The organism is Kineosporia sp. NBRC 101731 (genome assembly GCF_030269305.1).
In the GTDB taxonomy this organism is placed as follows: Bacteria; Actinomycetota; Actinomycetes; order Actinomycetales; family Kineosporiaceae; genus Kineosporia.
This window is the reverse complement of the sequence record NZ_BSTC01000007.1, coordinates 112,771-136,718: the sequence shown is the minus strand read 5'-3', so window position 1 is coordinate 136,718 and position 23,948 is coordinate 112,771. Positions and strand designations below refer to the sequence as shown.

Below are 23,948 nucleotides of genomic sequence, written 5' to 3'. Positions count from 1 at the left end.
GGCCCGTCTCAGCGGTAGGCATGGGCCTGCACCTGGTAGAGCTCGGCGTAGCCGCCCTGCCGGTCCAGGAGGTCCTGGTGTCGTCCTTGCTCCCTGATCCGTCCCTTCTCCAGGAAGACGATCAGGTCGGCCTTGCGCACGGTGGACAACCGGTGGCTGACGATCACCACGATCGCACCCGTGGTCCGGGCCAGGGCCCGGGCCGTGCCGACGTACCGGTCCAGCAGAACCTCTTCCGCCACCGGATCGATGGCGGACGTGGGCTCGTCCAGGATCACCAGCAGCGGCCTCTCACGCATGGCGGACCGGGCGACGGCCACTGACTGCCACTGTCCTCCGGAGAGCCCCACACCGTCGGTGAAGGAGTCACCGAGGCGGGTGCCCAGACCCTCGGGGACGGATTCGACCAGTTCCGCCGCGCCGGCCGCCCCCAGCGCGCCGAGGACCCGGTCCGGGTCCCCGAGCCGCGGCAGGTCCCCCACCCCCACGGTCTGCTGGAGGGTGAACTCCAGACGACTGAAGTCCTGGAAGGTCGCGGTCAGGCGGGAACGCCACGCCTGGGGGTCGATCTCGGCCAGATCGACGCCGTCCACCCGGACCGCTCCCCGCACCGGGCGGTAGAAACCGGACAGGAGCTTGACCAGGGTGGACTTACCGGCTCCGTTCTCCCCCACCAGGGCGATGACCTGCCCGGCGGGCAGGATCAGGTCGATGTCCCTCAGGACGGCGGAGCCGGGAGCCCGGTCGTAGCCGAACGTGACGCCGGCCAGCTCCATCCCGCGGTCCAGCTGCCCGGGTGGCCGGCGCTTCCCGTCACCGGATCCGCCCGGGGCACTGACCTGCTCCAGCCACCGGTAGTTCACCCCGGCGCGCACGGTCCGCAGCAGGGCACTGGTGTAGCGGACCATCATGGTGATCTGGAGATTGATGCTGGTGAGGAGAATGAGCGCCAGTACCACCTGGCCGGTGCTCGCCGTGCCGCTGCGGTAGGACGTCAGCACCAGCAGGAGCGCCAGGACGTACCCGGCGCTGAAGACCAACCAGCCCAGCACCACGAGCCCCAGCCCTCTCCAGGCCGCCTGCTCGATGAGGGTTCGCGCCCGGCGTCCACTGTCGCGGTGCAGGTGCTCCAGTCGCCCGCCCACCCCGAAGACGCGCAGTTCCAGCGACGCGCTCGGTGAGGCGGCCACGGCGAACAAGTCCCGGGCCCGGCGCAGGTCGACCGCCGCGTGCGCGAGGCCGTCCTGCCGGATCCGTTCGGCCCGCCGCGCCGCCACCAGGGAAACGACACTGACCAACGGAAGCAGCAGCAGCCACGGGCTGATCGATCCCAGAAGGATCGCGGTGACCGAGAGACGCACGAGTACACCGATTTCCAGCGCGACGACGTCCACCCCCTCGGTCAGGCGAGGTCGCTCCTGGCGGAGCAGTTCCAGTCGGTCGAGGTAGTCGGGCCGTTCGTAGTGCTCGATCCCCGGCATCCGGTGGGCCAGGTTCTGCAACCGCAGGTCGACGTAGGACGAGGTCTGCTCGACCAGCCGGGCGCAGACGTTCAGGGAGGTCCGCATGACCAGCGCGGTCGTGCCCGCGGCCACGCCCCCGGCCACGGCGTAGGCCCAGACCGCAGCGGTGTCGCCGCGATCGGCGGCATCGGTCAGCGCCGCGAGGAAGACCACGGTGAGGATCTGGCCCAACGGCCGCAGGCCGAACATCGCCACGGTGGCCAGGGATCGGCCACGGTCAGCCGCCAGTGACAACGCCAGGACCGCCCGCAGACCCTCCAGCAGGGTCGGCTCGCCTGTCTCCGGGGCACCGTCCGGGACGGTCGCGACCGGTCGCGGCCCTCGGCCCCACCGCTCAGGAGACACCGAAGCGCTCCGCCTGGATCGTGAACATGCGGGCGTAGGAACCACCGACGTCCATCAGTTCCTCGTGCGTGCCGTCTTCCAGGACCTGACCGTCCTCGAACACGACGATCCGGTCCGCCCGCCGGATGGTGGCGAACCGGTGCGAGATCAGGATCGTCGCGGGAACCTCGACCTGCGTCATGACCTCCTCGTAGAAGCGCGCCTCGGCACGGGCGTCCAGTGCCGCGGTGGGCTCGTCGAGGACCAGGAACGAGGCGCCGGAGCGCACGGCGTGAACGGCCCGCGCGATGGCAACCCGCTGCCACTGACCTCCGGACAGATCGGTACCACCGGGGTAGCGGCGTGACAGCACCGTGTCGTAACCGTGCTCCAGCCCTGCGGCCAGGTGCCCGGCCCCGGCGAGGGCGGCCGAGATCTCGATGCTCCCGCTCGTCTGGTCCCCGCCGGGAGCGCCGAGCCCGATGTTCTCGGCCAGAGACAGCGGATAGTGATTGAAGTGCTGAAAGATCACCGCGAAGTCCCGCTGCCAGGCGCGTGCGTCCAGCTCCCGCAGGTCGGTCCCCCCGACGGTGATCCGTCCTTCGACCGGCTGGTGCAACTGGCACAGCAGCTTGACCACGGTCGTCTTCCCGGCGCCGTTGAACCCGACGATCGCCAGGGTCTCGCCGCGGCGGATCACCAGGTCGAGGCCCCGGATCACCCAGCGCCGGCTGCCCGGATAGCGGAAACCTACCCCCTCGAAACGAATTTCCCCTTCCGGCAGGGAGGTCGGTACGACCGGGGCGGGTTCGTCACCACCGAGAACGCGTTCCAGCTCCACGCAGGCGGCCACCGGACGCGCCCCCGCACCCAGGTTCAGCAGATCCATCGTCAGCGCGACCACGGCGGCGACCCCGGTGACGGCGGTGGCGAAGGTGACGAACTGGCCGAAGCTGATCTCCCCCGACGCCACCGCCAGCCCGAGACGGGCATAGGCCAGGGCGTGGACCGCGGCGACCGCCGCCGCGGCCGGGAGCACGCGGCGTGTACTCGCCCCGAACCAGGCACGTCCCACCCCCGGACTCCATTGGCTCCTGAACTGTTCCTCCAGCCAGCCGGTCAGACCGAAGATGCGCACCTCCTTCGCGGCATCGCCGGACAGGGCGAGGTCACGGATGTACGAGGCCCGGCGCAGCCGGTCCGGATCGCCGTAGGCAGCGCGCTGCTGCTCGCGATACTCCGCTGCCATCAGCAGGGTCAGGGTCAGGTAGGCCAGGACGAGGAAAACCGCCACCCACACGTCGAACCACAGCAGGACCAGACCTGACACCACCGCCTGTGTCCGCAGCAGGGTGATGTTGGCCAGGGCGACGACGGCATCGTTCACCCCGACCGACGCTCCGGCCGCGCCCTGGGCGACCGCGAGCTGGTTCGCCGTGTTCGGGTCGTCCAGCGGCCCGACGTCCGCCGAGCGCGTCATGGCCCGGATGAGCCGCTCCCGGACGGCATCGCCGACGCGACGCCCCAGGGCGTCGGCCAGCAGATTGACCAGGGGCGCGACGATCTGGAGGCAGAGAAAGGCCACCGCGAGCGAGACCAGCGCCGCGACCACCGCCCCGTCGAGGAGGGCGTCGGAGCCGCTGACGGTGCCCACCAGGTAGCCGTTGGCCACCGCCACGACGGCGGGCAGCGCCCCGGCCGCCCCGACCAGGGCGGTCAGGACGAGCGCGCGAACGGGATCGACGACGAACAGCTGCTGCGCGAGGACGACCGTCGGCGCGGCGGACCAGGTCCGCGCTCTCCTGGCGGTGGCGCGGACGGACGAGGCGTTCACGTCCTCACCCCGCAGACCAGGTCCATCAGATGGGCCGACAGATCGACGGCGGTGGGATGCCGGTAGAGGCACGAGGCCGGCAGGCGGAGACCGAGGTCCCAGTTCAGCCGGTCCCGCAGGCGCAGCCCGGTCAGCGAGTCGATCCCCTGCTCCTGGAACGGCACGGTGCTGTCGAACTCCTCGCTCGAGGCTCCGGTCACCCCGGAGACGGCGGCCATCAGGTATTCCCCCAGTCGTTGCTCCCGTTGCCAGGGCTGGGCTTCCCGGATGCGGCGGGCGGCCGCGGCCGCCGGGCCCCGGCGGTCACCGGGCGACCACAGCTGGGCGGCGAGGGCGGACGGGCGCCGATCGGTCGACCGGGCCGCCGGGTCCAGCACCATGGCCAGCAGGTCCGAGCCGTGGGTCACCGCATGATCCAGGACCGTGAACGCCTGCTGGGCGTCGATCTCGCCCACGACCGCGGGGACCACGGTGCGCCGTTCCCGTCCGGCGGCGTACATGCCTTCGCCCCAGGGCCCCCAGGCGATCGAGACCGCCCGCTGTCCGTTCACCCGGCGATGTGCCGAAACCGTTTCCATGGCGGCGTTCGCGGCCGAGTAGGCCGCCTGGCCCGGTGCCCCGAACCAGGCCGAGGAGGACGAGAAGCTGATGAAGAAGTCGAGCGAGCGCTCGCTGCAGGCCCGGTCGAGGTTGCGCGAGCCGTCCAGCTTGGGGGCGAAGACCGCCGCCAGGGTGCTCTCCTCGAGATGGGGCAGGGTGGCGTCGGACAGGACTCCCGCGGCGTGGACCACCCCCCGCAGGGGTGGCCCGGAACGGTCGAGATAGTCCAGGAGCTGCCGGATCTGGATCGCATCGGCCACGTCGACGGCGGCCGTGACGACCCGGACCCCGGCGGCCGCGAGCTCGGCGAGGACGGGCAGGTCGTCCTGGTGGTCCGCGGTCCGCCCGGCGGCGACCACGGTCGTGGCGCCCCGGCTGCCCAGCCAGCGCAGCACCTGGATCCCCAGGGCCCCCAGGCCACCGGTGACCAGGTACGTCCCGTCGGCCGCGAGCGCCGGGGGCTCGACCCGCAGGGTCTCCTCCCGCAGACCGGGACGACGTCGTACACCGTCCCGATAGCAGACCTCCGGCTCGTCGCCCCCGGTGATGTCGGGCACGACGGTGTCCGGGGCGGTCCGCACCAGTTCCAGGCAGTGGACGGTGATGGCTGGGTTCTCCAGGCGCGCGACCCGTGCGAGGGCCCACACCGCGGCCTGGGCCGGGTCCGGTGCCTCTTCCGACTGCCCGGTCGCCCGGGTCGTGAGGAAGACGACCCGGTCGGGGGCGGGCGGCTGACCGCCGGTCCAGTCCCGCAGGCGGGCGACGGCCGGGGCCAGTTGCTCCAGGACGGGGGTGGCGTGGTCGTCGGACGGGAGCACCTGGACCACCCCCCAGGCGGGAGCCGGGCTGTCCGGGGACAGCTGGTGCACGGGGGCCGAAGGTCGGGTCACCGGTTTTCCGGCGTCCTGGCGATCGCACGGGTGGCCGTGGTGCGCGAGGGCGCTGCTCAGCTGTTCGGCGATCGGGTCGCCGGGGGTGGCCAGAACGGTCCAGTGCCGACCCGGGGACGGCCCGGCGAGAGCGTCGGGCAGCGGATGGTCCTCCCATTCCAGGGATGCCACGAAGAGCCGTTCGGGAGTGTTCGCAGCCGGGTCGCGGCGGTCACCCGGCCCCGAGGAACGGCTCACTGCGCCGGGCGCCGGGGGCAGGTGTGGACCGACCCAGTGCCGCTGCGGGATGCGGTGCGACAACGGCACCGGCACCCGGGCGGGCCGTCGGCCCGGGGCGGTCAGCCGGTCCAGGTCCACCCGTACTCCGTGCACGAACAACCGGCCGGCCGCGTCGGCGAGCGAGTCCACCGCCCCTGGGCGCACTCGTACCGAGGGGACGAACGTCGTCGCACCGGCCAGGGAGAGGCCGTGCCGGCTCAGCGTCGCCGAGGGACCGATCTCCAGGAAGACGCGTTCTCCTTCCTGGTCGGCCATCTCGCGCAGCGCCGAGGCGAACCTGACCGGCGACCGCAGTTGCCGGACCCAGTAGTCCGGGGTGGCCAGGCCGTGCGGATCGCCGCCCAGGCACGGGACGACGCCCAGGGTCGGCGGCCGGAACGTGGCCTGCGCGACCACGGCCGCGAAGTCGGCCATCATGGGCTCGACGGCCGCGGTGTGGAAGGCATGCGTCGTGGGCACCGGGACCGTCGTGATGTCAGCGTCGAGGGCGGCGACCGCAGCGTCCAGGTCGGCCTGGGGGCCACCGAGCACGACGACCTGGTCCGTGTTCACGACGGCCACCTCGGCGAGCGAGCCGGCCCGGTCCACGGCCGCCCGGACCTGGTCCTCACCGGCCAGGATCGCGACCATCGCGCCGGTGGGGCACAGCTGGTCCATCAACCGCCCGCGGGCCTGCACCAGCCTCGCCGCCGTCCCGAGGGTGAACACCCCGGCGGTGCACGCCGCCGCGTATTCGCCGAGACTGTGACCCAGCACCGCGACGGGTTCGACCCCGGCCGCGGACCACGTCCTGGTCAGGGCGTACTGGAAGGCGAACAGGGCCGGCTGGGCCCACCGGGCCCGGGTGGCCAGGACCGGATCGGCGGCCCGGATCAGATCCATCAGCACCGGCCCGTCCTCGCCCAGTTCCTGCGCGCATTCCTCGAGCGCCTCGCGGAACACCGGGTGGGCACGCAGGGTCTCGGTCGCCTGGTTCAGCGGGCCGCCCTGACCGGAGTACAGGAACACCGGCTGCTCCCGAGTCCCGGCCCGGCGTGGGTCCACGCTGCCGGCGGCGACCGCGCCCGTGTCGTCGCCGCCCGCGACGGCCCGCAGCCGGTCGACCAGCGTCGGCCGGTCGTCCGCCGTGATCACGGCCCGGTGACTGGACACCACTCGTCCGGTGTTCGCCGTCGCCACAACGTCTTCCAGGAGCTGCTCCGGATGGGCGAGCAGGTGCTCGGCGTAATCGGAGGCCTGGGTGCGCAGGCCCTGCGCGGTGCGCCCGGTGATACCGAGCAGCACCGGGCCGGGGGTACCCGGACGACGGTCGCGCTGCGGCGCGGGAGCCAGGACGACGTGTGCGTTGGTGCCACCTCCGCCGAAGGAACTCACCCCGGCCAGCGGACGTCCGGCCGGCCACGCGACGGCCTCGGTGACGACCCGGAACGGCGAGTCCCCGGCGGCGATCCGCCGGTTGGGCGTGCGGAAGTTCGCAGTGGGCGGAACAGCACCGTGCTGGAGGGCGAGCACGGTCTTGATCAGCCCGGCTGTCCCGGCGGCGACGTCCAGGTGCCCGATCGAGGACTTCACCGAACCCAGCAGACACCCGCGCGGGGTTCCCCCGACGAACACCTCCTCCAGCGCGGTCAGCTCGATCTGGTCACCGAGGACCGTCCCGGTGCCGTGCGCCTCGATGTACCCGACGTGGGCCGGCTCGGCCCCGGCCATTCTCAGCGCCGATCGCACCACGTCCACCTGGCCCTCGCTGCTCGGGGCCAGGTATCCGGCCCGCAGCGCGCCGTCGTTGTTGACCGCGCTGCCCCGGACCACCGCCAGGACCGGGTCGTCGTCGGCCAGCGCGTCGTCGAGCCGGCGCAACGCGACCATGCCCACACCACTTCCGCCGACCGTCCCCGACGCCGAGGCGTCGAAGGGGCGGCAGACGCCGTCGGGGGCGAGGATCCCGCCTTCCTCGTACAGGTATCCGCCGGCGACCGGGAAGTGGATACCGGCCGCTCCGGCCAGGGCCAGGTCGCACTCCCCGGCCAGCAGCGACATCCAGGCCAGGTGCACCGCCACCAGCCCGGTGGAACAGGCGGTCTGGATCCCGATGCTCGGTCCGCGCAGACCCAGGCGGTGCGAGACCCGGCTGCACAGATGGTCGGTCTGCGTCGCGACGTACGCCTGCAGCGGCGCCAGCTCCGCGAGCAGGTCAGGCTCGCGCACCAGGTGGTTCCCGAAGTAGGAGTTCAGGGCCGATCCGGCGTACAACGCCATACCGGCACCGCCGAAACAGCCGATCCGCACGTCGTCCGCCCGCCGGAGGTCACGTCCGGACCTCTCCAGCGCCTCGGCGGCGCACTCCAGGAAGAGCCGGTGCTGCGGATCCATGACCCGCGCCTCGGACGGTGTGATCCCGAAGAGGCCGTGGTCGAACTCGTCGGCGCCCTCCAGGTATCCGGTCACGGGCACGTAGCGCGGGTTGCGGACCAGCTCGGGATCGGCCCCCGCACGGATGAGTTCCTCCTGGTCGAACGAGCGGATGGACGACACGCCGCCCACCAGGTTCTCCCAGAACTGTTCCGGCGAGCGAGCCCCCGGGAACCGGCACGCCATGCCCACGATGGCGATGTCGAGGCCGGACCCGCTGCCGGCCGGCGTCATTCCTGGTCTCCCCGGGCCGCGCGCAACCGTGCGAAACCGGACGCCGCCGCACGCCGGTCGGCTGCGTCCGGGCGATCAGCCCCGGCCGCTGCCCTCACGGCCCGGCCCCCGCGAAGACGGTCCACGTGCGCGGCCAGTGCGAGCACGGTCGGGTGCTGGAACACGTCGGCCAGCTCGATGCGCACGGCCAGTCGCTCCTCAAGCAGGTGCTGAACCCGGGGCAGGTGCAGGGACTGCGCACCCATGTCGAAAAATCCTGTGCGCCGTCCTACGTCGGCGACGTCCAGGACATCCGCCCAGATCCCGGCGACCGCCGAGACCGTTGCGGCATCACCGGCCACCGCCCGGCCGACGGTGGGGTCGGACCTGCGCCGCCCGAGCACCCGCCGTCCGAGGGCGTCAGGAACGGCGAACTCCTGCGAGCCCGGTGGCAGACGATCGCACCCCACCTCGAGGCGGTCCGTCCCGGAGGGTTCGGACAGCACCCGGGTCAGGAAGAACGGGCTGTGGGGATCGAGACCTACCACCGTGTGCCCGGCCGGTCGCAGCGACACCTCGTTCAGGGCCTGTAAACCCTCCTGTGCCGACAGCACCCGGTAGCCCCGGGCACGGACGAGCTCCTCGTCCTCGGCCGCGGCACTCATCCCGATCGAACGCCACCGCGACCACGAGACAACATACGCAGCAATCCCTTCCGCCTGAAGACGGAGCTGCCAGGCGTCCAGGTAGCTGTTCGCGGCCGCGTACCCGGTCACGTCCTTCCCCCCGAACAGGGCGTTCACCGACGAGAAGGCGAGCACGAAGCCGCCCCGTTCGCCCACGAGGCGGCCCAGGACCTCCGCGGGTGCCACCTTGGCGCCCAGTACCTCGCGCAGACGCCGACGGTCGAGCCGGGCCAGCGGTCGGCCGTCCATCTCGCCGGCAAGGTGCACGGCGCCGGAGATCGTTGCTCCCCAGACACTCTCCGCCTCGGCCACCGCAGACCGGACGGCCGCCTCGTCGCCGGCGTCGACGGCGGCGTACCGGACGTCACCGAGCCGCCGCAACTCCTCCAGACGCTGCCCCGGAACGCGACCGGAGACCTGGTCCGTACCCTCCGCATCTGCCGCACCCGCCGCATCCGGGCCCGGCAGGAGGTGCCGGCCCAGCACCAGCAGGCGCACCCCCGGCAACCCGAGCAGGTACCGGCTCACCTCGAACCCGATCCCGCCGAGCCCTCCGGTCACGACGTACCCGCCACCGGCGCGGAACAGGGGGGTGGGCGATGCCACCGGGCCGGGCCGCCGACCGGCGAGGACCGGCACCCAGCGCAGCCCGGAACGGTGGGCGACCTCGACCTCGTGCGCCGGAGCGGTCAGATCCGGCAGCGCGTCCCGTTCCCGGCCGGGCGCCACGTCGATCAGCCGGACCCGCAGAGCCGGTAGTTCGGCCCCCAGGCTTCGCACGAGTCCCCGCAGCGGCGCGAGCTCCGCGGCGGGACGCTCGCCGTCGAGCACCGCGCAGGCTCCCGGCACGAGCACGCTCAGTCGCATCGGTTCGGGCGAACGATGTTCCGCGGAAAGAGATCTCGCCACATCGACGACCATGGAGGCGAGCGCTGTCTGGCGGTCCAGGAGGGCCGGCACCTCGATGGGCCCGGTCCCGGACGACGGCAGGACGAGGACGACGTGGCCGAGCTCCGAGCGGACCTCCCGGGCCAGGAGCTCCTCCCAGGCACCCCGCGTGTGCAGAACCGGCGGACCGGTCCGGTCGGCGGGCCACGACCCGGACGTGTCCGGCCCGAGGCCGGGCCACCCGTCCGTGAGTTCCGCGGTGAGCACGGCGGCGGTGCACCGCCGGTAGTGGCTGGACAGGAGCGCCGTCAGTCGGCCGGCCGTGTCCTGGTCCGGGGCGAGCACCAGCACGGACGCAGTCGCGGCGGGCGATGCACCGGGAGTGATGCCGCGGGGGGTCCAGGTCGGCTCGGCCAGCCACAGGGTGGATGCTTCGGCCGCCCGTTCCGTCCCGGCGGGCGTGTCGATGCGGTCGGCGAAGGCACCGCCGTGCAACTGCTGGGCCAGCAGGGAGCGCTGGATCTTGCCGATGGAGGTCTTGGGTATCTCCTCCGGCCGGACCAGGATGACGTGGCGGGGGTACACCCCGAACTGTTCCAGGACACGACGGCGCACATCGCCCCGGACGAAGGAGGCGTCGTGCCCGGGGCGCGGGCTGCAGAAGACGACCAGACCCTCGGTGGCGTCGCGGTCCCGGCGGTGGGCCACGGCGGCGGTGAAGCTCTCCCGCACCCCCGGACAGCGCTGCACCACCGCTTCCACATCGCTGGCGGTGATGTTGTTCCCGTTGATCAGGATGATGTCCTTGGACCGGCCGACGATGGTCAGCGCCCCATCGCGCAGCTGCGCCCGGTCACCGGTGCGGAACCACCCGTCCGCGGTGAAGGCCTCGTGGTTCGCCGCCTCGTTGGCGTGGTACCCGGCGGTGACCATCGACCCGGTCACCTCCAGGTCACCGGTCTGCCCCTCGCGCAGCACCGTGCCGTCCTCGGCGACGATCCGCAGCGACAGCCCGGCCACGGGCGGCCCGACACAGACCGCACCCACCACGGACGTGGCGGCCCCGGTGTGGTCGTGGGCGTAGGTGACTCCCGAGCAGGTCTCCGACATGCCCCACATCGGGACCATGCAGTCGTCGCGCAGCCCGAACGGGGCGAGAACCGCGAGGAAGTGCCGTACCTGCTCGGCGACGACCATCTCGCCGCCGTTGATGATCGAGCGCAGCGCCGACAGGTCCCACGAACGTCCGGGGAACTCGGCCGCCCGGGAGCTGACCAGGGCGCAGGCGAAGTTGGGCGCCCAGGTCGTGGTGGCGCGATGGTCGCAGAGCAGGTCGATCCAGCGTAAAGGCTCCTCCAGCACCAGTTCGGTCGCCGCGTGGACCTGGACGCATCCGAGCCAGACGTCGCGCACATGACACATCAGCAGGCCGACGACATGGTCGAGCGGGAACCAGTTGACGGAGACGTCGTCGGCCGTGAGGTGGTTCTCGGCGACGGATCCGGCCACCATCGCCAGAATTGCCTGGTGGGTCTGGGTCACCAGCTTGGGGACGCCGGTACTTCCGGACGTCAGCAGCATCACGGCGATCGCATCGGGACGGATCGGCACGACCTGTCCCACGGGCGCCGCGGCCAGTTCACTGACGGTGAGAACCGTTGCGACACCCCGCATGGCGTCCGGAAGGCGATCGGCGTGATCACTGATCACCAGCGGATGCCGGAGCAGGTCCCACACCACTTCCAGCCGCTCGCCGGCCGCACCGCCGGCGAGCGCGGTGGGAGCCGAGCAGGGGACGGGGATCGCACCGGCCAGCTGGCACCCCCAGAACGCGCCGAGGAAGTCGGCGTGACCGGCCTCCTGGAGCAGGACCGGGTCACCCGCACCGACACCGGCCCGCTGCAACCCGCCGGCCACGCGGGTGGCGCGCTCCAGCAAGTCGGCGTAGGACATCACGGTCCGGTGGCCCTCTTCCCGGGCCAGGACGACGTGCCCCGGACCGGCGGCACCCCGGCGCAGGGCATCGGTCAGGGTGAGAGGGGCACCGGACTCACCGGGCAGATCGGGGGCCCGCACGAGCGCAGGCCCCGGATCGGTCAGTGCACCCCCGGGCGAGGCCGCGCCGACCGGGCTGCGCAGATCGAGCAGGCCCTGGATGCGCGGGGCCGGAGCATCCACGACCCGGGCCTCCACCGCGGCTGCCCCGGCCCGGCGGGCCGAGTCCTCACTGTCGCGCAGAACGCCGGCATCGATCACCGGGACGTCCAGCAACCGATCGGTGTCGATCTCACCCCCTGCCTGCCGGGGCAGGGCCGACATCCGGACGAGGTGCAGGGGCACGGGCAGGTCGGCGCAGGCACCTCGAAGACGGTCGAGCAGGTCGGCGTGGCTGACCGGGTGGTCCGGGACGACGTAGGCGACGAGAACCGTCTGCCCCTGCCGGTCACAGCGCTCGAGAACCCATCCGTCGCCGACTCCGGCGGTGCGCTTCAGCACATCCTGCAGCCGCTGAACCGCAGCCGGGGTGTGCTCGTCCTCGGGACTCGATCCGTTCGGCTGTCCGCTCATGCGTTCTGCTGCTCCTTCTGGGCCGACTCGGTCACCGTGACGACAGCACCGTCCGTTCCGGCGCGCCCCAGCGCGTGCTGTGTCAGCTCACGGACGGTGGGGGCGGTGAAGAAGACGTCGACCGGTAACCGCCGGCCGAAGCCGGTCCGGACCCTCGCGAGAATCCGGATGGCGCGGAGCGAGTCACCGCCCAGCTCGAAGAAGTCCTGGTCCGGTTCGGTGCCCTCACGCTGGAGCACGTGGTCCCAGATGTCCGCCATCCGGCGCTCGGCGGCCTCGACGTCGCGGTCCGGCCGGGTCTGCGGCTGCGGGAGTCCGCTCGCCGCCGTCGTTTCGGGACGTGTGAGCCGCCGGCCGGCGGCCACCCCGAGCAGGGTCAGCCAGTCGGTGGCGTCCGCCATCCGTTCCGGAAGCCGGTCCGGGCCGGGAACCGGCGCCGGGGTGGTCGCACCGACGGGGTGCTCGAGCGCCTCGTCCAGCTGGGCGCCGCTCAGCACCTGACCGTCCGGCAGGGCCAGCGCGGGGACCTGCGGATCCCGCGGTGCCGGTGCTGCCGTCACCCCCGCCACCCAGGTGTCCAACGGCACCACCTCGGTGCCGGGCATCACCGTGGCGGAACGGTCGCCGACGGTGGTCCGGGGCGGCGGATCACCCTCCGCTCCTTCGCCCGGCCGGCACAGCCCGCCGGACCAGAGGATCCCGAGCAGCCCCACGAGCAGGCCGTGGCCCGGCCCGACTCTCAGCCCGACGGGTTCTCCAGGTCGCACACCGCACGCCTGCAGTCGCGCCGCGAGGGCCCGCGCCCGGGCCACCACCTTGCTCAGGTCGAGCGGGACACCCTGAAAGTCGAGTACCACCGGGGACGGTTGCCGCGTGGCCCGGTGCTGGATCAGGGCCAGCAGGCCGTCACCGTCCTCGGGGTGACCGTCCGGCGCGAGAGCCGGCGACGCAGCGGTCAGGGAGGGCAGCAACGCCATGAACCGATCGTGCAGCCCCAGGACCTCGGACTCCGTGAACACCGAGGTGTTGAACTCCCACGTGATGCGGTGCCCGTCGGCATGGTGCGCGATGTTGAGCCCGAGGTCGAAACGCACGGCAGTGGACGGGCTTTCCACGTGCTGCACCCGCAGTCCGGCCATCGCCGGGACCACCACCCGGTCCCAGGTCAGGACGGCGTTGATCACCGACGGCCGACCCCACCGTTCACGCCGGGGCAGCACCCGCAGGATCTCGGCCAGTGAACAGGCCTCGTGGTCGAAGGCGTCGAGCATCGTGCGCCGAACCCGGCCCAGGTGCTCCACGAACCCGGATGGCCCGGCAGCCCGGCGGGATCGGATCGGCAGCAGGTTGGCGCAGTAGGCGACGAGCCGGGCGTCCGGGCCCTCGACCGAGCGGCGCGAGACCGGAATCCCCACCACCAGGTCGTCCTGGCTCGTCTCGTGGTGCAGGAACCAGGTGAAGGCGGCCAGGAGCAGCATGAACGGACTGGCGTTGTGCGCCGCACCGAACGTCTGAAGGTGGCCCAGTACCTCCTCGGGAAGGTCGCGGGACATCCGGCGACCGGTGTGCCCGGCCAGCGAGCGCCCGCTGCCGGCACCGGCCGGGGTGAGCGGGGGCGGCATGGGGGTGAATTGTTGCTGCCAGTACTCCAGGTCTTCGGTCCGGGCCGGTCGGGGCGGACTGCCCAGATGATCGGCCAGTCGCGGCGCCGGAGCCGGAGCGGCTCCGCGGCCACGATGCTGGTCGTACAGCTGACCCAGCTCGGCCATCACCACGCCCTCGGCCGTTCCGTCGGCCACCACGTGATGAACGGTCAGGCACAGCAAGTGGGTATCCGCGGACTCCTTCAGCAGGCCGGCCCGGATCAGTGGGCCGGTCGCGAGGTCGAAGGCCTGGTTCCCCTCCTGATCCAGCCATTGCGTGATGCCCCGGGCCCGCGCGGCCTCGTCCAGGGCGCACAGGTCGGTCAGGGGCAGGTCGACGGGGGCGGGGGCACCGATCCGCTGGCCGAGGCCGTCCTCGGTGAAGCCGGCCCGCAGCGCCTCATGCCGGTTCACCACGTCCTGGAACGCGGCGCGGAGGCTGTCGAGATCGAGATCGCCGACCAGCCGGAGCACCCGGCGGAGGTTGTAGGCGATGGACGCCTCGTCCCCCAGCTGTGCGGCCGCCCAGACCAGCTGCTGGTTCGGGGTGGTGGGCAGATGCACGTCCGGTGCCGCCGGCCCGGTTTCCTCACCCCGGGAACGCGAGGACAGGTGCGCCACGGGCCGCTGGAGCGGGGCAGCGACGGGTGAGGGGCGCAGTTCGTTCAGCGCGTCGAAGCCTTCGCGCACCAGGTCGGGAGAGACCCCGAAGTCGACGAAACAGGCCACTTCGTCGACACCGGAGTCGGCGAGTTCGGCGACCAGGGCCCGGCCGCTGGAGACGTCGCCGATCAGGGCCCTCTCCCGCAGGAACTTGTCCCGGGCGGTCCGGACCAGATAGTCACGGTCGTCGTCGGCCAGCCGGTCGAGGTCGAGGCGCCGGGTGCCGCTGCTCACCCGTGCGGTCAGGTCGACCGCCGCCTGCAGGTATCGCTCCAGCGGGCCGGCTGCGGCCGCGCGCGCCCGTTCCGCATCGTCCCCGATCAGGGTGTGCAGCAGCACCGACACCCGCCCGGCCGCGGGGTCGAGTTGTGCCTCCTCCCGGCCCTGGCGGTACTGCCGGATGCGTTCCCTGAGCTGTGCGACATCCTGGCTGAGCAGGTTGGTCAGGACCCCGGCACCGATCCGGCCCGCGGCGGCGAACGCGTCCCCACCACCCAGCGTGGTGAGCCAGACCGGCAGCTCGCTCTGGAGGGGACGCGGATGGGTACCCACCGATCTGGACGCACCGTCGCCGTCGGGGAACTCGACCTCCTCACCCCGCCACAACCGGCGGACCTCGTCGATCCTGCGCAGTGTGGTCGTGCGCCGGTCGGCGAAAGTACCCGGCGCGAGGACGAAGTCCGTGTCGTTCCATCCGGAGGCGAAGGCGATCCCGGCCCTGCCACCGGACAACCGGTCGACCAGCGCCCACTCCTCGGCGATCCGCGCCGGGTGATGCAGGGGCGCGACCACGCTGCCCGCGCGCAGGCCGACCCGCTCCGTGCGCACGGCCAGAGCCGACGCCAGCACCGCGGGATTCGGTGAGAAGCCGCCGAAGGCGTGAAAGTGGCGCTCCGGCAACCACACGGCCGCCAAGCCGTTCGCGTCGGCGAAATCGGCGCCGTCCAGCAGGAGACGGTAGTGATCGTCCGGTGCGATCAACGTGCTGTCGCCGAAGTACGACAGGCTGAGTTCGACGCTGGCCGGCTCAGGACGATCGGATGGCGGGGTGTCCGGCGGTCGCTCGCGCTCACGGGTCCGGAAGCCAGAGGCGTGCCGGGGTGCATCCTGGGGTACATCCTGGGCGGGCCCGAACGTGCCGGCCCGGTGAGGTGCGACGACCCCGTTCGACCTCCGGTCCTGCTCCCACAGGCCCGCGTCCCGCATTTCCTCCGCTGCGTCGATCGCTGCCGCCACCACCCGCTGCGCGTCCTCCTCGGTATGGCGGGTGGACAGGAAGGACGCCCCCGTCTCGGCGACGTAGACGCCGCGCAACGCGAGATTGACCCGGAACAGGTCCATCTCCATGGGCTGGAGCGTGTACGAGAGATTCGCTCCCTGGGCGAAGCGGAAGAAGGATCCGAGGCCCGGCGCGGTGACCGGCACCTGAGCCCGCGCGAAACCGTCCGCCAGGCCTCGCAGCATGCGATCCGCGCGGGCGTTCAGCCCTTCCTGCAGCCGCGGGCCCTGGTCGGCCAGTTGTCCCAGCACCGCCCGGGCAGCCACCAGGGCCAGCGGGTGATTGGCATACGTCCCGGCCGTATAGGTCAGCGCCCGACCGGAGGGCACGCGAGGTTCCCCGAACCACGACCCGGCGTCGACCAGGTCGATGTACTCCCGGGACCCGGCGACGGCGGCCATCGGGAGTCCGGCGGCCAGGCACTTGCCGTAGGCGACCAGATCCGCCCGGACCCCGAAAAGCTCCTGGCCGCCCCCGGGGGCCAGCCGGAAGCCGGTCAGGACCTCGTCGAACACCAGCACGGTCCCGGACCGGCGGGTGACCTCCCGCAGATCGGCCAGGAACCTCCCGGCCTGCACTCCGGGATCCCCGTTGGGCACCGGCTCCACCACGACGGCGGCGATCTCGTCGCCACGGGCCGAGATGACCTCCAGGGAGTCCGCGCGGTCGAACGGAAGCAGGAGCACGTCCTCGACCATCCCCCGGGTGGTCCCGGCCACCATCGGCCCGGCCGAACCGGGACCGTCAGCTCCGGCCGTCACCAGCGTCCCGTCGAAATGGCCGTGGTACGCCTTCGAGAAGATCACCACCTTGGACCGGCCGGTGGCGGCCCGGGCGATCCGCAGGGCCGTCATCACCGCCTCGGTCCCGGAGACGCAGAAGAACATCCGCTCCATCCCGGTGATCTGCCCGACGAGTTCGGCCACCTCACCGGCGTGCCGGCTGGCACTGCCCAGTTGAATCCCCTCCGCCAGCTGATCTTTCAGCGCACGCATCACCGCCGGTGGATTGTGACCCAGCAGGTGGGCCCCGAAACCCATCGACAGGTCCAGGTACTCGTTCCCGTCGCAGTCCCAGATGCGGGAGCCTTCGGAACGCTCACTGAAGATCGGGTAGCGGGTCTGTGCGGCCACCGGGTTCGACGCGGCGACGAAACGGCGGTTGTTGGCCAGCCGGTCCTGGTGCCGCAGGACGTGCTCGCGTGAGCCGGAGGTGCGCGCGTGGTAGCGACGCATCACATCGGCGATGTAGGGCTCCGGGTCCTTCCGGCGTACCGGCGCACCACCCGCGCGCCCGGCCCCGGCGGCCGGCGCCCGGGCCGGCAGCGATCCCCCCGCACCGGCGGCCGCGTCGCCATCGGCCGCCTGGAGGGCCGGAGCGGCCCGGAGTTCGGCCAGTTGGGCGGTGAGCGCGCGGACCTGGGCCTGCAGCACGGCGACAGCGGCCTCCGCCTCGGACGGTGTGTCTTCACCCGCGCTCCGAGCCACCGGGGCCACCGGGGGAACCAGGGAGACCGGCGGAACCGGGTCCGGGCCGGGCCGGTCGTCGGGTGAGACCGTTGCGGATGGCGAACCGCTGTCCTTCGCCACCCGGCAAGCTATATCGTCGATCGTCCGGGCCTCCTCGAACAACTGACGCACCGACACCACGGCGCCGAATCGGTCCTTGACGAACTGGACCACCGCAGCGAGAACGAGCGAGTCGGCCCCCAGCTCCAGCAGCGGTGTCACCTCGGACACCCGATCCGGGGCCATCGCCAGCAACCGCGCCAGTTCCACCCGCAGGTCGTCACGGATACCGGTTACCTGATCGCCCATCTCATCATCTCCACCTTCGATGTGGTCGTCCGGTTCCACCGGCTCGGGTACCCCGGGCAGCAGCAGGCGATGTCGTCGAAACGGATGGCCCGGCAGACGAACGGTCCGGGCCCCGGTCGCGATCCGGTCCCAGTTCAGCGAATGTCCCGCCACGAAGAGCTCCGGAAGCGCCTGGAGGATCTCGCGCGGGCCGCCGTCCCCCGCTCCGGTCAGGCTGGTGACCACCCGCACACCGGCGGCAGTTCTTCCCGGCAGCCCTCCGGCCAGGTCCACACCACCACCGACCTGAAGAACCAGGCAAGGACCTTCATCGGGCCCGGCCGATGCCAACGCCCGCACCAGCGCGCTGTCTCCGGTTTCGGGGTCGTCGGGCCGGGGAGCACTCACGACCACCGGGACCGCCGGGCCCATGAGCTCCGGCGACGGGAGCGGCGGGAGCGACAGGCTCGACGAGGGCGACGCAGCACCCCGGCTCACCGCCGCGAGAGCCTCCTCCAGGGAGCATCCCCCGGCCAGAGCGTGCGCCACCCACCCGGTCGCCGGCTCGGCCACGATGACGTCAGGGCCCAGTCCCCATGCGGTCCACATCGCGCCCACGGCGTGACGGACGGCGAAATCGGCTACCGGTCCGGTCTGATCGGTGAACTCTTCCGGCGTGGCGGCCGTGATGACACCACACCGCCGACCGGCGTCGACCACCCGGTCGAACCCGTGCCGGAACGAGGGCAGGCCTTCGTAGAGCCGGCGGACGCAGACCCGGTTGACTCCTGCCGGCAGAACGAGCAGGACCGGAACCCGCGCGTGCTGCGGACTCAGCGTTCTCGTGTGCAACCCGGGCACCTCGCCGCCGGAGGCGTACGCTGACAGCATTTTCCGCGTGTGCGCCACGCTGTCCGTGACCAGCGCCAGCCGACTGCGCATCTGCGATCGCCCCCGGGTCACCGAGACACAGACGTCGTCCAGATCAGCGGTCGATCGTTCCAGCGCCTGCGCGCAGCGCTCGGCCAGCACGCGCAGGGCCGGTTCATCACGGGCGGAGAGCGCGAACACCGCAGACGACGCTCCGTGGCTGCGGCCCGCGTTTCGTGCGCGGCGGCGCTCCGGCTCCGGTGGTTCGCCGACCACCAGGTGGCAGTTAGTGCCGCTGAGGCCGAAAGCGCTCACACCCGCTCGACGCGGCCGAGAACCGTTCCACGGCTGAAGTTCGGTCTGAACGCGTAGCCCGGCCCGGGCCCAGTCCACATGGGGGCTGGGCGTGCGGTGATGGAGAGTGGGGGGCAGCGCGCCGCGCCCGACGACCAGCAGTGCCTTCACCAACGAGGCGATGCCGGCGGCAGCCTCCAGATGACCGAGGTTGGTCTTCAGCGACCCGATCGCCAGCGGTTGCGCAGGCGGACGTCCCCGGCCGTACACCGCGGCCAGGGCCTCTGCCTCGATCGGGTCGCCGAGGGATGTACCGGTCCCGTGGGCCTCGACATAGCCCACGGTCAGGGGGTCGATCCCGCCGGCGCGCAGTGCGCTGCGCAGGACCGCTTCCTGGGCCCGCCCGTTGGGTGCGGTCAAGCCGCTGCTCGGCCCGTCGTGATTCATGGCCGACCCGTGGATGACCCCGAGGATCGGGTCCTCGTCCCGCAGCGCGTCGTCCAGACGCTTCAGCACGAGCGTCACGACTCCTTCACCGAGGACGAACCCGTCGGCCTCGGCGTCGAACGCCCGGCACCGGCCCGTGGGCGAAAGGGCGTTCGTGAGCCGGCGGGCAGCGATGCTCCAGGGCGTCCGCACCAGGTGAGCTCCGGCCGCGATGGCGAGATCGGACTCGCCACCGGCCAGGCTCTGCATCGCCAGGTGCACCGCCACCAGGGACGACGAGCACGTGGTGTCCACCGTCAGGGCAGGCCCGTGCGTCTTCAGCAGGTACGACAGGCGACCGGCAGCCACCCCCCGGTTCACCCCGGTGACCGAGTACGGGTCGAGCCGCGCGGATCGGCCGGGAGCAGTGGCCAGTTGCGTGTAGTCGTCACCGCCCATCCCGACGAACACGCCGGTCGCGCTGCCGGCCAGCGCATCGGCCGCGAGATTCGCATGCTCCAACGCTTCCCACGTCGTCTCGAGGAGAAGCCGGTGCTGCGGGTCGATGTTGACGGCCTCCCGCGGTGAGATCGCGAAGAAGCCGGGGTCGAACTCCAGGACGTTCTCCAGGAAACCACCGGTCACCGAACCGGCACCGTTCGGTGAAAACTCCTCTACCCCGGTGTGCCAGAGCGATACAGACCGGGTGGTCACCGCATCGACGCCGTCGCACAACGCCGACCACAGGGCGTCGACGTGGTGGATGCGGCCCGGCAATCGGCAACCCATACCCAGCACCGCGATACCGGAGCGTGAAACCATGCAGATCAGACCTCCCCCGGTCGAGACATGCCGGTATTACTGCACCTTCGCCCACGTCGTACCGCCGAAAGAATCTCGGGCCGGATCTCCGTGGAGCAGCGCCCTGGGTCTTCGGTTTCCCCTTGTACTCATGCAGTATTGATGCACCCGCTGGTGGCCGCAGAATGCACCCCAACCGCACAGCGTCGGCCTCGTCGAGCCCGAACCAGGCCACCTATGAGCCGTTTTCCCCTGAATCCTAACCCGCGCCCCGGTGACGTCAAGTAGTCGGACGGCGACCGATCGGGCAGAATTGGTCGCCTTTTAGGACAGAGCCTTTCGCGGCTCTCCCGGTATGCCGAAAGCTGTTCGGAGCGCCCCGATCAAGGCCCGGTGCAGTGCGAGGGCAGGGCAGACGGATCATTCCTCCAGGTACCTTCGGTCCTGGGAGACCCGTGGCCGGGTGACTGTGCTCGACCGCCGAACAGCACGAAAAGCAGGCACAGGTATACCTCGTGTCCCACCTGTATCAGCAGTAAACACAAGGCACTTGGTCCACGGTGGCCTTCCGCGGCAGTAGGCGCGACCGTCGCACCCGGTGCCTGGCAGACGGGGGGCAGCACACTGATGTTCCATGATGTTCTCAGCGGTCGAACGGTCCGATGCCTGGCCCCGGGATGCCGGTCGGTGGGTCACGACGCCGAAAGCTTCCCCGGAGAGGACCTTGTCGATGAACCTACGGGGTCGGGCCCGGCATCGGTCGATCCGCCGGCCCGGAGGAGATCAGAACCGGCAGGTCACCGGGACGCCGTCATGTCCTGCGTCCCCAGCACACTCAGCAACCGCAGCCGCTGCGCCGACTCACTGCCGGGCGCGGCACTGAACACGATGATCCGCAGGTCCGCGCCGTGCACCGACAGGACGTCGCAGTCCAGGTGCAGTTCGCCGACCACCGGGTGGTCGAGGGTCTTGCTCTCGTTCCCGTTACCGAAGTGCGCAGCCGCCGTACTCGTCCACAGCCGGGCGAATTCGTCGCTGGATCGGCGTAACTCGCCGATCAGGGCGGCCAGTTCGCGATCGGCGGGATAGCGCGCGGCCACGTCCCGCAGGTCGGCGATCAGCGAGGCCCGGTAGCCGGCCAGATCGGGGTGCCGCATCCGGCCCGGATCACCCAGGAACGAGCGCCACACCAGGTTCTCCGCCCGGCCCGGGCGGGGATTGCGCCCGTCACCGCTCATCGCGGCCCAGATGTCGTTGTGCTCCAGCAACGTCCAGGCCGCGTCGAACACGGCGATGGGCGTGTCGGCGAAGCGGTCCAGGAGCCGCTGCACGCTCGGGCCGATCGTCTGCGGCACCTGACCGCCGGCCTGCGCGGCGTACCCGGCGATACGGCAGGCCATCTCGTACTCCGCGTCGGAGATGCGCAGGGTGCGGGCGAGCGCTTTCAGCACAGAGCTGCTGGGATGCGCCCGGCCCTGCTCCAGCCGCTTGACATAGTCCGGGGAGATGCCGGCCAGCCAGGCGACCTCCTCACGGCGCAGCCCGGGCGTGCGGCGCGAATCCGGACGGAACGGCAGGCCCACGTCGGCCGGGCTGACCTGGGTGCGCCAGGACCGCAGGAGTTCCGCCAGATGCGGTGCCTCGCTCATTTCACCCTTGTCTTCCTGTACTCGGCGCCCGTTGGGTCAGCGGAACGAGACGGCGTTGCGCTCGCACCATTCGCCGAAGGTGGTCAGCGGCCGGCCGATCAGCCAGAGAGCGTCCTCGGCGTAGACCGAGGAACGTCCCGTGGCGAACAGCGTGTGCAGGTTCTCCAGTCCCCGGGCCGCTCGCTCGGGCATCCCGGAGGCGATGTTCTTCTCGGCGAGCTGCGCCGGTGTCAGGTGCACCAGCTCGATGTTCAGGCCCAACGTCTCGTTGAGGATGTCGACCTGCTCCCGGGACGAGAGCACGTCGGGGCCGTTGAGGATGTACGACCGGCCCGCGTGCCCGTCCTGGGTCAGGGCCACGGCGGCCACCCGGGCGACGTCGTCGGTGTCGATGGGCACGGTCTTGCCCGGGTCGGTCGCGTCGTAGACCCGCCCCTGCGCCCGGATCGTCGGCACCCACCACAGAGCGTTCGTCATCAGGGTGTTGGCCTTGAGGTACGTGACGTCCGGCGAGGACGCCCGGAAGACCTCGTCGCGAGTCGCGATCATCTCGCCGATGATCGGCCGGGGGTAGGCGATGGTGCCGAACGAGGACAGCAACACCGTGCGGGGCACCCCCGCCGCCGCGGCGATCTGCACGTACTTCTCGGCCTGCTCGACGCTCGGGTGCGCCTGCATGTAGAAGACGCCCTCGACGCCCTGGACGGCCTTGGCCAGGGCCTCGGCGTCGTCCAGGTCGCCGACGACCAGTTCCACGTCACTCGGGAGGTGGCGGGCCCGCTCGGGGTCGCGCACCAGGGCCCGCACGCTGTGCCCCTGGCCGTGCAGGTCGCTGACCAGGGCGCCACCGACGTTCCCGGTGGCTCCGATGATGAGGTATGTCATGTCTGTGGCCTTTCGCGATGGTCCGTGTTGCTGCTGGAACAAGTCTCGCCGCGGGCCCGGGCGCGAGAGTGGCCCAGGTCGAGCCCCCCTCAGGCTTCAAGTTCAGCAGATGGCTCCTGCGATGTTCCCGGCAACAACAGGGTGAGCAGGTTCGGCCTCGGGGTCACCCCATCGCTGGTGCGCAACGCCTATGCGCACGCCCCACCAGCGTCACTCGTGCTGACCAACCGCGTCGTCCTGGTCCGCAGATCCCGCCGATAGACGTTGACCATGCCCTCAGCCTTCTCCGCACGGTCCCGGTCGGTCCCACTCGTGTAATAGACCACGTACCGCCCGTCGGGCGTCATCGCCCCCGGATAGCCCGGCTGGCCCAGGTCGAAGGAACCGTCAGGCCGTGCGTCGACACCGTTTTCCTTGCCGGTTCCGACGTTACGCAGGACGAGGCTGCCGGGTGTCTGCAGCAGGACGAGTCGTCCGCCCTGACCGATGTCGGCGGAGGAGTCGAACTCGATACGCCGCGGCACCGCGGCCGCGGCGGTGCGCCGGGTCTGGCGGTCGTAGCGCCACACCCCGTCGGTGTCGGTGTAGAGCACGAACCGGCCGTCGGGGCTCAGGCGCTGGTTGAACCGGAACACCGAGGCCGGCTTCCCGAACCGGTCGGGGATCAGGGTGGTCTTGTTCGTGCGCAGGTCGCGTACGTACAGCGCCCCCTGAACGGAGGCGGTGGAGGCATTTTCGGTCAGGTCGGTCGCTGACGACTTGAACAGCACGAGGCGGCCGTTCGCGCTGATCTCCGGCTCGATCGAGGTGTCGTTCGCAGTCTTTCCCTCGAGATTGGCGCTCACCAGGGTGACGCGGTCGCTGTCGACGTCACGGACGAAGACGGAGGCGAGGTCGGAGTCGTTGTTCTCGAGATGGTTGTAGGTCAGATGCCGGCCGTGGGCGTCCAGCATCGGCGAGGTCCAGACGTGGCCCCCGCCCTCCCGGGTGCGCTCCCCGGTGCGCCGGTCGTAGACCCAGATGCCCGCCTCGTTGACCGGGCTGTCGCTGCCGAGGTTCAGGTAGCTGACCCGGGTACCGTCGGCACTGATGCTGGGCAGGAAGTTGTACCCACCCTTGACCGGGTCACTGGCCACGGTGGTGCGCCGCAGCAACAGGTCGCGCAGGAAGATCATCCGGTCGCCGCTCTCGGTGTCCGGTGCGTACCCGGTGAAGACGACGTAGCGTCCGTCGGCGCTGATCTGGGGTTCGGCGTTCGTGGTGGTGCCGAGCCAGCCGGGCGGACAGGCCGTCCTCGCTGTGGTCCGATCACCTGCGGACGCGGACGGCGGGGTTCCCAGGATCCCCATCCCCACCACGGTGGAGACGGCCAGAACCTGGATCAGGCGAAATGAACGTCGAACGGACATCTTTGACCTCCCACGG

The 23,948-nt window shown here is 71.4% G+C and carries 8 protein-coding genes; all 8 read right to left on the bottom strand.

The genetic code is table 11. The features are described from left to right. Positions 1-8: 8 nt before the first annotated feature. Positions 9-1,868: an ATP-binding cassette domain-containing protein gene (locus QSK05_RS20660; RefSeq protein ID WP_285598906.1), complete on the bottom strand. Its 1,860-nt coding sequence runs from the start codon at positions 1,866-1,868 to the stop codon at positions 9-11. Beyond that, positions 1,858-3,681: an ABC transporter ATP-binding protein gene (locus QSK05_RS20655; protein WP_285598905.1), complete on the bottom strand. Its 1,824-nt coding sequence runs from the start codon at positions 3,679-3,681 to the stop codon at positions 1,858-1,860. Before QSK05_RS20655 ends, QSK05_RS20660 begins: the two co-directional genes overlap by 11 nt. Beyond that, positions 3,678-8,096 (bottom strand): type I polyketide synthase, encoded by a 4,419-nt coding sequence (locus QSK05_RS20650; protein ID WP_285598904.1) that lies wholly within the window; start codon positions 8,094-8,096, stop codon positions 3,678-3,680. Before QSK05_RS20650 ends, QSK05_RS20655 begins: the two co-directional genes overlap by 4 nt. Beyond that, positions 8,093-12,217, bottom strand: a complete 4,125-nt coding sequence (locus tag QSK05_RS20645) for an AMP-binding protein (protein WP_285598903.1) — start codon at positions 12,215-12,217, stop codon at positions 8,093-8,095. Before QSK05_RS20645 ends, QSK05_RS20650 begins: the two co-directional genes overlap by 4 nt. Further along, a complete protein-coding gene (locus tag QSK05_RS20640) occupies positions 12,214-20,010 on the bottom strand; it encodes a MupA/Atu3671 family FMN-dependent luciferase-like monooxygenase (protein ID WP_285598902.1) in 7,797 nt (2,598 codons plus the stop codon). Before QSK05_RS20640 ends, QSK05_RS20645 begins: the two co-directional genes overlap by 4 nt. Positions 20,011-20,786: 776 nt before the next feature. After that, positions 20,787-21,638, bottom strand: coding sequence for a helix-turn-helix domain-containing protein (locus QSK05_RS20635; protein WP_285598901.1), 852 nt, complete (start codon positions 21,636-21,638; stop codon positions 20,787-20,789). A gap of 36 nt (positions 21,639-21,674) precedes the next feature. Continuing rightward, the gene (locus tag QSK05_RS20630; protein ID WP_285598900.1) at positions 21,675-22,523 is read right to left on the bottom strand and encodes an NmrA family NAD(P)-binding protein; all 849 of its coding nucleotides are present in this window, start codon (positions 22,521-22,523) and stop codon (positions 21,675-21,677) included. Between the two features lie 188 nt (positions 22,524-22,711). After that, positions 22,712-23,932: a TolB family protein gene (locus QSK05_RS20625; RefSeq protein WP_285598899.1), complete on the bottom strand. Its 1,221-nt coding sequence runs from the start codon at positions 23,930-23,932 to the stop codon at positions 22,712-22,714. Positions 23,933-23,948 lie beyond the last annotated feature (16 nt).